The sequence below is a fragment of the Cellulosimicrobium sp. Marseille-Q8652 genome, assembly GCF_965112045.1.
This window is the reverse complement of the sequence record NZ_CBCOPS010000001.1, coordinates 2066633-2079654: the sequence shown is the minus strand read 5'-3', so window position 1 is coordinate 2079654 and position 13022 is coordinate 2066633. Positions and strand designations below refer to the sequence as shown.

Below are 13022 nucleotides of genomic sequence, written 5' to 3'. Positions count from 1 at the left end.
TCGGATTGTCGCAGCCCGGGTACGGTCGGGGAATGAGCACCGCCCGTCCCTCCCGCTGGGAGCAGAAGGTCGCCGCCGACCCGTCGCACTCCACCTGGTACGTCGAGCGGTTCCGGCGCATGGCCGCCGACGGCGCCGACCTCGCCGGCGAGGCCCGGCTCGTCGACGCGATGCTGCCGCGCGGCTCGCGCGTCCTCGACGCCGGCTGCGGCCCGGGCCGGGTGGGCGCGGAGCTCGCGGCGCGCGGGCACGCGGTCGTCGGCGTGGACGTCGACCCGGTGCTGGTCGACGCCGCGCGCGCGGACCACCCGGGCCCGGACTGGCGCGTCGCAGACCTCGCGGAGCTGGACCTCGTCGCCGAGGGCGTCGAGCCGTTCGACGCGATCGTGTGCGCGGGCAACGTCATGACGTTCCTCGCGCCGGGCACCGAGGCCGAGGTCCTGCGCCGCTTCCGCGCGCACCTCGCGCCGGGCGGTCGGGCGGTCGTCGGGTTCGGGGCCGGGCGCGGGTACGCGCACGAGGCGTTCCTCGCCGACGCCGCGACGGCAGGTCTCCGCGTGGACCTCGCCCTCGCGACGTGGGACCTGCGCCCGTGGTCCCCCGACGCCGACTTCCTCGTCGCGGTCCTCTCGGACGGCGGGCGGCCGACCGCTCCGGGCCGCTGAGCGTGCCGTCGTACCGCGTCACGCTCGCCGTCGGCCTGCTGCGGCCCGGTGCCGACCCGGAGTCCGTCCTGCCCGCGGCCGTCGCCGCCGGCCGCGAGCGCACGACCGTCGAGGCGTACGACGTCGGCGTCGTGCGCGGGGAGGCACGCATCACCGTGCGCTTCCTCGCCGACGGCGACGAGGCGGCGCACACGGTGGCCCGCGCGGTGGAGGCCGGCGTGCGGACCCTCGCGGCGGCGTCGGACCGCCGCCTGACCCGCCGGTGGGGCGCGCGCTGGTACCCCGCCTGACTCCTCGCGATCCGGTCACCGGTCGGACGCGCTGACGGGCGACTCCGCTCAGGGTGACCAAGGACCTCACACAACCTACGCAACCGTAGGTTACGGTGGCGTAGTGAACATGCTGGCGACGAAGCCCTGGACGTCCCGCTACGCACCCGGCGTCCCGGCCGACGTGAAGATCCCCGACGAGCCGGTCACCGCTGCCCTCACCGAGGCGGCGGGCCGCTGGCCCGCCCGCGTCGCGGTCGACTTCTTCGGCGCGACGACCACCTACGCGCACCTCGCCGCCGAGGTGGAGCGCGCGGCCGGCGCCCTGCACGACCTCGGCGTACGGCGCGGCGACCGTGTCGCGCTCGTCCTGCCGAACACCACCGCCCACGTCGTCGCGTTCTACGCGGTCCTGCGCCTCGGGGCGGTCGTCGTCGAGCACAACCCGACCTACACCGCGGACGAGCTCGCGCACCAGCTCGCCGACTCCGGCGCGAGCGTCGCCCTCGTGTGGACCAAGGCCGTGCCCGCGGTCCTCGCCGCCCGCGACGGCTCGGAGCACGCCGCACCCGGCCTCCGCACCGTCGTCGCGGTGGACCTCGCGCGCGACCTGCCCACCGCGTCGCGGCTCGCCCTGCGCCTGCCCGTGGCGCGTGCCCGCGCCCAGCGCGACGCCCTGCGCGGCCCCGTCCCCGCCGGCGTACCGGACTGGCACGACCTCGTCCGGCGCGCCCGTCGCCTGCCCCCGGCGCTCCCCCACCCCACCGCCGACGACGTCGCGCTCATCCAGTACACGGGCGGCACCACGGGCACGCCGAAGGGCGCGGTCCTCACGCACCGCAACCTCGTCGCGAACGTCGTGCAGGGCCAGGCGTGGGCCGGGTTCACGGAGGGCGCGGAGGTCGTCTACGGCGTCCTCCCGTTCTTCCACGCGTTCGGCCTGACGTTCTGCCTCACGCTGCCGGCACGTATCGGCGCGACCCTCGTCGCGTTCCCGAAGTTCGACCCGCAGGCGTTCGTCGCCGCGCAGTCGCGCCGGCCCGCCACCTTCCTCCCCGGTGTCGCCCCGATGTTCGACCGGATCGTCGCGGCCGCCTCCGGGACGCCGTCCGACGACGGCACGACGGGCCGCGGGGCGAAGCCCCGGACGGACCTGTCGTCGATCCGGCTCGCCTTCGCCGGCGCGATGCCGATCACGGCCGAGACCGCGAGCCGCTGGGAGGACGCCACGGGCGGCCTGCTCATCGAGGGCTACGGCATGACGGAGACGGCACCGGTCGCGCTCGGCAACCCGTGCTCCGACGACCGCCGCCCCGGGACCCTCGGCCTGCCGTTCCCGAGCACCGACATCCGCGTCGTCGACGCCGAGGCGCTCGACGCGGGCGACCTGCGCGACGCGGAGCCCGCCACGCCGGACGGCGGCGTCCCGACGGTCCGGGGCGAGCTGCTCGTCCGCGGCCCGCAGGTGTTCCAGGGCTACTGGCAGCGCCCGGACGAGACCGCCGACCAGCTCCTCGACGACGGCTGGCTGCGCACCGGCGACGTCGTCGAGGTGCCGCTCGACGGTCCCGACGCCGGCACGGTCACCCTGGTGGACCGCATCAAGGAGATGATCGTCACCGGCGGTTTCAAGGTGTACCCGTCACAGGTCGAGGAGCACCTGCGGCAGATGCCCGGCGTGCGCGACGTCGCGGTCGTGGGGCTCCCCGGGACGGGCTCGGACGAGCAGGTCGCGGCGGTCCTCGTCCTCGACACGGCCGACGGCCCGGACGACGGCACCGCCCCGCGCGTCGACCTCACCGCGGTCCGGGAGTGGGGCGAGAAGCGCCTCGCCCGGTACGCGCTGCCGCGGACGATCGCCGTCGTGCCGGAGCTGCCGCGCTCGCAGATCGGCAAGGTCCTGCGCCGCGTCGTGCGCGAGGACCTCCTCGGCCGCGACGACGTCGAGCGCCACCGCGGCTGACCGCCGCACCGGTGCCGGATCGCCTGCGCACCGGCGTCGCCGTACCCTGGCTGACGTCGTCGGCGACGTCCGCGGTCCTGCTGGCGGGCGCCGTCGGGCCCACCGTCCGTCGTCCCGAGGAGGACCCGTGCCCCAGTCCGCAGCGCCCACCGCCGTGCCGCACGTCGTGGTGGTGGGAGCCGGGTTCGCGGGCCTGGCGACGGTCAAGGCCCTCGCCAAGGCGCCGGTACGGGTCACCCTCGTCGACCGTCGCGTGTACAACACGTTCCAGCCGCTGCTCTACCAGGTCGCGACGGGCGGGCTGAACCCCGGGGACGTCACCTACTTCCTGCGCGGCCTGCGGCTCAAGCAGAAGAACGTGCGGGTCGTGCACGAGCACCTCGTCGCGGTCGACCACGAGGCGCGCAGGATCCGTCTGCTCAACGACGAGTGGCTCGACTACGACTACCTCGTCCTCGCCAACGGCGTGACGACGAACTTCTTCGGCACGCCCGGTGCCAAGGAGAACGCGTTCCCCATGTACTCGCGCTCGCAGGCGATGAAGATCCGCGACGCGCTCTTCATCCGGCTCGAGAAGGCGGCCGCGACGCGCGCCATGGACGACGGCCTGCGGGTCGTCGTGGTCGGCGGCGGCGCGACGGGCGTCGAGGTCGCGGGCGCGCTCGCCGAGCTGCGCACCGCCGGTCTCCGGCCCGCCTACCCCGAGATCCACGGCGACGCGTTCGAGGTGAAGATCGTCCAGCGCGGCAAGGAGCTGCTCAAGTCCTTCCACCCGAGGCTGCGCAGCTATGCCGCCGACGAGCTGCGCCGGCGCGACGTGAGCCTGCACCTCGGTGCCGGCGTCGCGGAGGTCCTGCCGGACGCCGTCGTCCTCACCGACGGCACGCGCATCCACTCCGACCTCACCGTCTGGTCGGCGGGCGTCAGCCCGCACGAGGAGGTCGACGACTGGGGGCTGCCGCGTGGCGAGGGAGGGCGTGTCGTCGTCGGCGACGACCTCCAGGTCGAGGGCCTGCCCGGCGTGTTCGCCGCGGGCGACATCGCGATCTCGCCCGCCGGCCTGCCGCAGCTCGCGCAGCCCGCGATCCAGTCCGGCACGCAGGTCGCGCGCAACATCCAGGCGCTCGTCGGGGGGCGTCCGACGACGCCGCTGCACTACTTCGACAAGGGCACCATGGCCGTCATCGGGCGGCGCGCCGCGATCGCCGAGGTCGTGGGCAGGCTGCGTCTCACGCGCGGGGTCGCGTGGCTCGCGTGGCTGTTCGTGCACATCATGGGGCTCATCGGACCGCGCAACCGCCTGACGACGCTCGCGGGCCTGGTCACCCGGTACGGGTTCCCGTTCCACCGCCGCCCCATCCCGATCGTCGGGGACGTGCCGACGATCCGTCCCCCGAAGCGGCCCGCCGGGCAGGACCGTCCGGACATCGCGGACAGGTCCGCCTGAACCACCCCGCCGCTCGCTCGCCCGCGCGGATCGTCACGTACGCTCGGTGCGGGATCCGCAGGGGGCGGAGACCGGAGCATGGGGGTCAGCAGTGCGTGGTGTCGTGCGTCGGTACGGTGTGGTGGCGACGACGGTGGTGGCCGTCGCTCTCCTCGGGGCGTGCAAGGCGCCCGGGTCTCCCGGGCAGCCGTCGCCGAGCCCGCCGCCCACGAGCAGCCCGACCCCCAGCCCGACGACCGAGCCCACCACCCCGACGGACCCTCCTCCGACGACGGACCCGACCGACCCCACGCTGCCCGGCGGCAGCGAGGGCGTCGAGGTCCGCGTCGCGATCGAGCCGGGCTACAGCATGCCGGACCTCGTGGGGACGTCGCTCCAGCAGGCCCGCCGCACGCTCGACCGCGAGGACGCGACGACCGTGCAGGTCGTCGACGCCCGCCGCGGGGACGCCGTCGCCGGGCGGTCGAACGGGTGGACCGTGTGCGGGCACGAGCCCGCCGCGGGGACCTTCACGTACGAGTCCGCCGCGGTCGTGCTCGTCGCCGCGCCGACCGCGCGGCAGTGCGCGTGAGCCGCCCGCGAGCCACCCGCGATCCGGCGGTGGGCCCCGCCTGAGCGCTCCGTGACCGTCCCCGGGGACGCTCGCCGGGCACCCGGCCTCTCGACGGCGTTCCCGGCAGCGCCTACGCTCACGTTCACACGAGTCCTCGCACCGTCGCGTCTCGTGTGCGACTCGGCTGATCCCTCGGCACGACCGGGGACGGCCGGCGGGGGCCCACTGCCGAGGAGGATGCGTGAGACCACGAACGTTCGTCCCGTCCGCAGCCGCCGCGAGCCTCGTGCTCGCGGTCCTGTCCGCTGCGCCGGTGGGCGCTGCGCCCGCCGGCGCCCTGCGCGCCGCCGCCGACCCGCTCCCGCTCGAGGACCTCGTCACCGGCGACGCGGTCATGGACCGCCTGGAGGACCTGCAGGGCATCGCCGACGCGAACGGCAACAGCCGCGCGCTCGAGACGCCGGGCTACGAGGCCAGCGCCGTGTACGTCGAGGAGGCCCTGACGGCCGCCGGCTACACGCCCGAGCGCCAGTACTTCACGTTCGAGGACTTCGTCGTGGACGACCTGTCGCTCACGGCGGCGGGCGTCGAGCCGGCCGACGACCTCTACGCCGCGGAGTTCTCCCCCGCCACCCCGGACGACGGCGTCACGGCGCCGATCGTCCAGCCCGTCGACGACCTGCGCCAGGGCTGCACCGCCGCGGACTGGGACGGCGTCGACGCGACGGGCGCCGTCGCGCTCGTCAGCCGCGGTTCGTGCGCCTTCTCGATCAAGGTCACCAACGCCATGGCCGACGGAGCCGTCGCGGTGATCCTCTACAACAACGTCGACGAGCCGCTGAACCCGACGCTCGGCGCCGCGGGCGCGTGGGTCCCGACCGTCGGTCTCTCGCTGTCGGACGGCCAGGCGATCCTCGCCGCGCTCGAGGGGGGCGCCGCCGCCGAGGCGACCTACGACTACCAGTACCACGTCGACGAGTTCGAGACCTTCAACGTCATCGCCCAGACGCCGGGAGGCCGGACGAACAACGTCGTCATGGCCGGCGCGCACCTCGACGGCGTCGAGGAGGGCCCGGGCATCAACGACAACGGCACCGGCTCGATGGCGATCCTCGAGGTCGCGGTGCAGCTCGCCGCGGCCGCGGAGACCGACGGCTGGCCGGACAACGCGGTCCGGTTCGCGTGGTGGGGCGCGGAGGAGGTCGGGCTCGTCGGCTCGACGCACTACGTCGACGACCTCGTCGAGAACGACCCCGAGGCGCTCGACGACATCGCCACGTACCTGAACTTCGACATGGTCGGGTCCCCGAACTACATCATCGGCGTGTACGACGCGGACGAGTCGACGTACGAGGCGCCCGTCGAGGTGCCGGCGGGCTCGCCGGAGACCGAGGACGTCTTCACGGACTACTTCGACCAGATCGGGCAGCCGTGGGTCGACACCGAGTTCTCGGGCCGCTCCGACTACCAGGCCTTCATCAACAACGGCGTCCCGTCGTCGGGCCTGTTCACGGGTGCCGACGGGTCGAAGACCGCCGAGGAGGTCGCCCTGTTCGGCGGCACCGAGGGCATCTACTACGACCCGAACTACCACTCGCCCGAGGACACGATCGACAACGTGGACCCGACGGCGCTCGACATCATGTCGCGCGCGATCGGCCACGCGGTCGCGTCCCTCGCCGACGACACGTTCGCGGTCAACGGCGCGGGCAACCCCGAGCTCACCGCGCTCGCGGCGGAGACCCGCTGCGTCAACGGCACGGCGTACGTCGCGGTACGCGCGACGAACGACGAGACCGGGTGGGCGGACGTCCGGATCGCGACGGACTTCGGCCAGAAGAAGTTCACGAAGGTCGGGTCCGGCTCGAACGCGTACCAGTCGTTCACCACCCGCTCGGCGTCGGTCGAGGCGGGCAGCGCCACGGTCAGCGCGTACCGGTGGAACGACGGCGACCCGCGGCACCAGTACTACGACGTGCCCTACGACGCGATCAGCTGCGGCTGACGCCTGGCGAGCACAGGGACGGCGACCGGGTCCACGCGGACCCGGTCGCCGTCCTCGTGCGACGTGCGCAGAGCCTCAGGGCTGCGGCGTGCCCGACTGCTCCGCGAACACCTCGAGGACGGGCGCGTCACCCGACGTGAAGCGCACGAACCGGCCGACGGTCGCGGGCGAGCGCAGCACCTGGGTGACGACCATCGCGACGTCCGCCCGGGGAACCTGGGACGCCGCGCCCTCCGGTGTCTCGGCCTCGTCGCCGAGGACGGTGATCGCGCCCGTCGGGTCGTCGTCGGTGAGCGTGCCCGGCCCGAGGATCGTCCAGTCCAGGCCGCTGGCCCGCAGGTGGTCGTCCGCGGCGAGCTTCGCGTCCGCGTAAGCGTAGAAGCCGTTGTCCTGCGGGACGCCGTGCTCGGGGACGGAGCCGATCCACGACACCATGACGTAGCGACGGACACCGGCCGACGCGGCGGCGTCCATCGAGCGGACCGCGGCGTCCCGGTCGACGGCATAGGTGCGCTCCGGGGAGCCGCCACCGGCCCCGGCGCTCCACACGACGGCGTCGAACCCGTCGAGCGCCGCGGCGATCTCCTCGGTCGACGCGTGCTCGACGTCGAGCAGGACGGGCTCCGCGCCGAGGGAGCGGACGAGCGGCACCTGCTCCTCGCGCCGCACGACTCCTGCGGCGTGCTCGCCGCGGTCCGCGAGGATCGGCAGGAGCAGGCGACCGACCTTGCCGTGGGCACCGATGACGGCGACCTTCATGGGGGCGTCCTTCCGTGGGGGGTGGGCCAGTGTCCACCGTGGCCCGCGCGCGGTCCCGCCGCCACCCGGGCCGTGGGTCACGCGCGCGGCGCGGGTGCGTGGATCCCGCGGGGGACCCAGCCGAGCACGCCCGAGCGGCCCACGAGGTCGGCCGCGTACCACGCGGTCGCGAGCCACATCTCGGTGCCCTGCAGGCTCGGCAGCCCTTCCGGGACCCCGGACGCCGTACCGCCCGGCGCCGTCCGGGACCCCTCCGGGGCGAAGGCCAGGCCGTCCGGCGCCCAGCGCCCCACGACGCCGTCGAGGACGTGGCGCGCGACGTCGTCCGTCTCGCCCGAGCGGTAGCCGTCGGCGCCGCAGCGGCGCGCCCACCACAGCAGGTGCACGACGTCGAGCGCGTCGCACGCCGTGACACGCGGCGCGTCGAGCACCCCGGAGGACGCGTGCCGCAGCACCGAGTCCGTGAGCTCGCGCCCGAGCCCGAGCGGTGTCCCCCACTGCGCGAACGTGCCGCGCACGAGCCGGTACGTCCCGTTGACCGGCTCGCGCCACCCGTCGGCCGCGCGCGGCGCCCCCCACAGCCCGGTCACGGGGTCGCGGTGCTCGACCAGCCAGCCGACGAGCGTCTCGCGCGCCCCGGCGGGCACGTCGGCGCCGGCCTCGCACGCCCACGTCAGCGCGGTGCCGACGGTGTCGACGGCCGAGCCCGCGCCCCACGCGTTCGTCGCCCACGGCAGCGCCTCGAGACCTCGCACCACCTCCTCGGCGGTCGCGGACGCGTACGGGACGGCGGGCAGCCGGCTCCCGAGCAGGTCGAGCGCGTAGCCGACGCACAGGACGTGGTACGCGCCGGGGCCGCGGGGCCGTGCGCCGACCGGCGACGCGGCGTCGGGCACGGGTCCGGGCTCCTCCCCCAGCTCCGGGATGGCACCGTCCGGACCGACGAGGTCCGTGAGGCGCCGCGCGTGCTCGTCGCGCGACAGGCCCGGGGGGACGCCGCCCGCGAGCGCCGCGAGCTCGACGGCGTCGCAGCGGGCGCGCACGGTCGGCGGGGCGCCGGGAGCGTCGCGGAGGTGCTCGCCGTCGACGGCGCGCGCGACGAGCGCGGGCAGCGTGGCGACGACCTCTGCCCCGAACCGCTCGAGCCGGCGCGACCGCTCGTCGTCGCGGTCCGGTCGCCGGGCCGACGTGGGGCGCTCGCCCGTGCGGCGGTCCCGCACGACGCGCGCCGGGTTCCCGACGGCCACGGCGTCGGCCGGCACGTCGCGCGTGACGACGGCCCCGGCACCGATCACGGCTCGGTCGCCGACGGTGACCCCGTCGAGGACCACGACGTGCGCGCCGATCCACACGTCGTCGCCGATCGTGATGCCGCGCGACGTGAGGCCCTGCCGGAACACGGGGACGTCGAGGCGGTCGAACGCGTGGTCGAACCCGAGGATGCTCGTGTGGCTGCCGATGCGCACGGCGTCGCCGACGGTCACGCGGCCGCGGATCGCGGCGGAGACGTTGACGGAGCAGTCCGCGCCGATCGCGACGTCGCCCGTGACGTGGGCGTGCGCCGCGACGTAGCTGCGGTCGCCGAGGGAGAAGGTGTCCGCGTCGACGTCGGCGAGGCCGGAGACGACGCAGCCCGCGCCGATCGGGTGGCCGGCGGCGCGCAGCGCCTCGACGCGGTCGCTGTTGGCCGCGCGCTGCTCCGGCGAGGCGGTGGTGCCGAAGGTCCAGGGGGCGAAGTCGGGGGTCAGCGGGCCGGGCACGCGCACCAGGCTCGCACAGGCGGACCGGACCGTCCTCGGCCGTGGCGCAAGCGAACGGAAACGGTCACGCGTGGCCGGCCGTGGCGTCGGCGGCGTGGGGCAGACTGTGCCCGTGCCCGGATTCGCCGTCGTCGACCTCGAGACCACCGGGTTCTCCCCCCGCCTCGGCGACCGGGTCGCCGAGGTCGCCGTCGTCCTGGTCGACGACGCGGGCCGGGTCGAGGACGAGTGGTGCACCCTCGTCAACCCCGGTCGCGACCTCGGGCCGCAGCACGTGCACGGCATCACGGCCGCCGACGTCGCGCTCGCGCCGACGTTCGACCGCGTCGCCCCGTCGCTCCTGCGGCTCCTCGACGGCCGGGTCCTCGTCGCGCACAACGCGTCGTTCGACACGCGCTTCCTGCGCGCGGAGCTCGGCCGCGCGGGCGTCGCCGCGGCGATCGACCCGCTCGCGTGCCTGTGCACGCAACAGCTCGCGGGCCGCTGGCTCACCGGCTCGCGCAGCCTCGCCGCGTGCTGCGCGACCGTGGGCGTGCGGCACGACGGCGTCCACTCGGCCCTCGGGGACGCCCGCGCCACGGCGGGGCTGCTCGCGCACTACCTCGACGTCGCGCGCGACGACGAGTGCTGGGGCGTCGCGCGCGCCGCGGCGGACGGCGTGCGCTGGACCCTGCCGCCCGCGCTCGACGTCGAGCCGGTGCCGCGCGGCGCGAGCCGGCTCCACGGCCACTGGCTCGCGGCCCTCGACGGGCCGTCCCGGCCCGCGGCGGTCACGGGGGACCCGACCGGCGAGTACCTCGCCCTGCTCGACCTCGCGCTGCTCGACCGGTACGTGTCGCACACGGAGCGTGGCGCCCTGCTCGACGCCGCGCGACGCGCCGGGCTCGACCGGCAGGACGTCGAGCGGCTGCACCGCGACCACCTCGCCCAGCTCGCGGGCGACGTCCTCGACGCCGCCGGGTCGTCGGCGCTCGGCGAGCGCGTCGACGAGGCGGGGGTGCTCGACGCCCTGGCGGCGGACCCGACGCTGCACGAGGTCGCCGGCCAGCTCGGGCTCGACGTGGACGACGTCCTCGCCGCGGCCCAGGCCGCGGTCGGCGCGCGCCTCGTGGACGAGGCGCCCGGCGGCGGCCCGCGGCGAGGACGCTTCGCGCTCGCCCCCGGCGACGAGGTCGTGCTCACGGGGTCGATGCGGCGCTCGCGCCCCGCGTGGGAGGACGCCGTGCGGCGAGCGGGCCTCGCGCCGTGGGCGTACGTCACGCGCCGGACCCGGCTCGTCGTCGCGGCGGACCCGGACTCGCTCTCGACGAAGGCGCGCACGGCGCGTCGCTACGGCGTCCCGATCGTCACCGAGGACGCGTTCACCCGGATGCTCGACGAGGTCGGGCGGACCACGGCCGGGGTCGCCCGCACGGCGTGAGCACCCGGCTCCCGCTCGACGCTGCGCGAGGCGCGGCCAGCGGGGAGGCTGTCCCCATGAGCCCCGACGCACCCGTCGACGTCGACGCCCTGCTCGACGAGCTGTACGCCCTGCCGCTCGAGCAGTTCGTCGTCGCGCGCACGGCGGCGTCGAAGCGCATCAAGGCGTCGGGCGACGCCGTCGGGGCCGAGCGCGTCGGGCGGCTCCCCAAGCCGACGGTCGCGGCGTGGGTCGTCAACCAGGTCGCGCGCGAGCACCCCGACGAGGTCGCGGCTCTCGTCACGCTCGGCGACGAGCTGCGGGCGGCGACCGAGGACCGCGACCGCGCCCGGATCACCGCGCTCGACCGCCTGCGGCGCGAACGTGCCGAGGCGCTGGTCGGGACCGTCCGGAAGGCCGGCGAGGTGGCCGGGCGGGCGGTCTCCGCGAGCGCCGTCGACCGCCTCGCCGAGACGCTCACGGCGGCCGTCATGGACCCCGACGCGGGCGCCGTCGTGCAGGCCGGGCGGCTGAGCCAGGCGTTGCAGCACGTGGGCTTCGGCGTCGTCGACGAGGGCGGGGAGCCCGCGGACGTGGTCACGCTGCGCGTGGTGCGGGACGACGGCGAGCCCGCCCCGGTGCGGAAGGGTCGACGCGGCGCGGCCGGCAGGAAGGCCGGCGGCCCGGGCGCCGAGGCCGAGCCGGCGGACGCGGAGGAGCCGGACCCTCTCGCGGAGGCCGAGCGCGCGGTCGAGGAGACCGCCGCCGAGGTCGACCGGCTGGAGGCGGCCCGCGACGAGGCCGACGGCCGCGCGCGGGAGGCGGGCGACGTCGTCACGCAGGTCGAGGACGACCTCGGTCGCATCGAGGACGAGCTGGCCCGCCTCGCCGACGAGCGCGACGAGGCGCGCGCCCGGCTGGAGACGGCGCGCGCCGCGCAGGACGAGGCGCAGGCCGCGCTCGAGTCCGCCGACGACGCCCTCGAGGCCGCGGAGGAGCGCGCCGCCGAGGCCCGCAAGGCTCGGCGCGCCGCCCGCGGCCGCTGAGCCTCACCCCACGCCGGGCCGCGCGAGCGGGCCAGACAGCTCCAGCGACACCTCCCCTGCGGTGAGCCGGTCCTCGATGCACCGCACGACGTCGGCCGCGTCCGACCGGGACACCCCCGGGTCGAACCGCACGCCGACCGACGACGCCGGCATGTCGGCCGTGGAGAGGGTCTCGGCGACCGCCAGCCCCGACTCCTCGACGCACGACATCCACTCCCCCTCGCCGTGCGCGACGCCGATCGTCCAGGCCTCGTCCGGCGCCCCACCGCCCGGCCCGCGGGCCACCGCCCCGCACGCCGCGAGGCACGCCGTCAGGACGACCAGCACCGCCGCGCCTCCTCGCGTACGCGGATCTCGGGTCATCACGTCCTCCCCTCGCCCTGTTCGTGTGCCGACCCCGCGCGCCCTTGCACGGGCCGACCCGTGCCGTCGCCGTTCGTCGTGCGCGAACGCGGGATTGAGCGAGATCCGCTCAAGGTTGATCCCGTCAGACGCCGCGGGCTCACCGCGGCACCAGACCCGGAGGAGTCACCATGACCACCACCCTCACCCCGATCCCGTTCGGCGCCCTCGCCGCGGACCGTCTCGTCCGCGACCTGTGGGCCCGTCCCGCCGCCCCCGCGCAGCGGGACGGCTACGCACCGGCCGCCGACGTCTACCGTGACGGCGACGACCTCGTCGCCCGCTTCGACCTGCCGGGCGTCGACCCGGAGCGCGACGTGACCGTCGAGCTCGAGGGTCGCCGGCTCGTCGTGCGCGGCGAGCGTCGCGACCAGCGCGTCGTCGAGGTGCCCGAGGCCACCGACGAGCCCGCCGAGGGCGCGGAGACCGAGGCGCCCGCGGAGCCCACGGCCGAGAAGCCGACCGGCCGCCGCGTCCGCGAGGTGCGGTTCGGCGAGTTCCGCCGGACCGTCACGCTGCCGAAGGCCGCGGACGCCGAGGCCGTCCGCGCGTCCTACGACGCGGGCGTGCTCACCGTGACCGTCGCCGGCGTGTTCGCCGGCCGTGCGCCGCAGCGCATCGAGGTCACGCGCGCGGCCTGACGCCGCGCCACCTGCTCCGGCCGTGCCCCGCCCCTGGCGCGGCCGGAACCCCGACGGGCCGGTACCTCCCGAGGTACCGGCCCGTCGTCGTCCGACCGGAGCGAGGTGCCGAA

At 76.0% G+C, this 13022-nt stretch carries 12 protein-coding genes; 9 read left to right on the top strand and 3 right to left on the bottom strand.

Annotated elements, in window-relative coordinates; all coding sequences use genetic code 11:
* Nucleotides 1-32 precede the first annotated feature (32 nt).
* From ACWPWV_RS09165 to ACWPWV_RS09140, 6 genes are all read left to right on the top strand, one after another.
* Nucleotides 33-665, top strand: a complete 633-nt coding sequence (locus ACWPWV_RS09165) for a class I SAM-dependent methyltransferase (protein WP_454042614.1) — start codon at nt 33-35, stop codon at nt 663-665.
* A gap of 2 nt (nt 666-667) precedes the next feature.
* Nucleotides 668-955, top strand: coding sequence for a hypothetical protein (locus tag ACWPWV_RS09160; RefSeq protein WP_454042613.1), 288 nt, complete (start codon nt 668-670; stop codon nt 953-955).
* Between the two features lie 109 nt (nt 956-1064).
* Nucleotides 1065-2897, top strand: a complete 1833-nt coding sequence (locus tag ACWPWV_RS09155) for an AMP-binding protein (RefSeq protein WP_454042842.1) — start codon at nt 1065-1067, stop codon at nt 2895-2897.
* A gap of 127 nt (nt 2898-3024) precedes the next feature.
* A complete protein-coding gene (locus tag ACWPWV_RS09150) occupies nt 3025-4344 on the top strand; it encodes an NAD(P)/FAD-dependent oxidoreductase (protein ID WP_454042612.1) in 1320 nt (439 codons plus the stop codon).
* Between the two features lie 121 nt (nt 4345-4465).
* Nucleotides 4466-4915 carry a hypothetical protein gene (locus ACWPWV_RS09145; protein WP_454042611.1) on the top strand — a complete coding sequence of 150 codons (450 nt, stop codon included), beginning with the start codon at nt 4466-4468 and terminating at the stop codon, nt 4913-4915.
* Between the two features lie 223 nt (nt 4916-5138).
* Nucleotides 5139-6902, top strand: coding sequence for a M20/M25/M40 family metallo-hydrolase (locus tag ACWPWV_RS09140; protein WP_454042610.1), 1764 nt, complete (start codon nt 5139-5141; stop codon nt 6900-6902).
* A gap of 75 nt (nt 6903-6977) precedes the next feature.
* Here ACWPWV_RS09140 and ACWPWV_RS09135 read toward each other — a convergent pair whose 3' ends face one another.
* Complete coding sequence (locus ACWPWV_RS09135) at nt 6978-7661, bottom strand: SDR family oxidoreductase (RefSeq protein ID WP_454042609.1); 684 nt, start codon at nt 7659-7661, stop codon at nt 6978-6980.
* Nucleotides 7662-7738: 77 nt separating this feature from the next.
* A complete protein-coding gene (locus tag ACWPWV_RS09130) occupies nt 7739-9421 on the bottom strand; it encodes an acyltransferase (protein ID WP_454042608.1) in 1683 nt (560 codons plus the stop codon).
* A 112-nt stretch (nt 9422-9533) separates the two neighbouring features.
* Between ACWPWV_RS09130 and ACWPWV_RS09125 the strand changes: the two genes are divergently transcribed.
* Nucleotides 9534-10841: an exonuclease domain-containing protein gene (locus ACWPWV_RS09125; RefSeq protein ID WP_454042607.1), complete on the top strand. Its 1308-nt coding sequence runs from the start codon at nt 9534-9536 to the stop codon at nt 10839-10841.
* Nucleotides 10842-10897: 56 nt separating this feature from the next.
* Complete coding sequence (locus ACWPWV_RS09120; RefSeq protein ID WP_454042606.1) at nt 10898-11866, top strand: hypothetical protein; 969 nt, start codon at nt 10898-10900, stop codon at nt 11864-11866.
* Nucleotides 11867-11869: 3 nt separating this feature from the next.
* On the opposite strand, the gene ACWPWV_RS09115 is transcribed toward ACWPWV_RS09120, so the two are convergent.
* The gene (locus tag ACWPWV_RS09115) at nt 11870-12193 is read right to left on the bottom strand and encodes a hypothetical protein (RefSeq protein ID WP_454042605.1); all 324 of its coding nucleotides are present in this window, start codon (nt 12191-12193) and stop codon (nt 11870-11872) included.
* Nucleotides 12194-12399: 206 nt separating this feature from the next.
* Here ACWPWV_RS09115 and ACWPWV_RS09110 point away from each other — a divergent pair, with 206 nt between their 5' ends.
* Nucleotides 12400-12909, top strand: a complete 510-nt coding sequence (locus tag ACWPWV_RS09110) for an Hsp20/alpha crystallin family protein (RefSeq protein WP_454042604.1) — start codon at nt 12400-12402, stop codon at nt 12907-12909.
* The last annotated feature ends 113 nt before the right edge of the window (nt 12910-13022 follow it).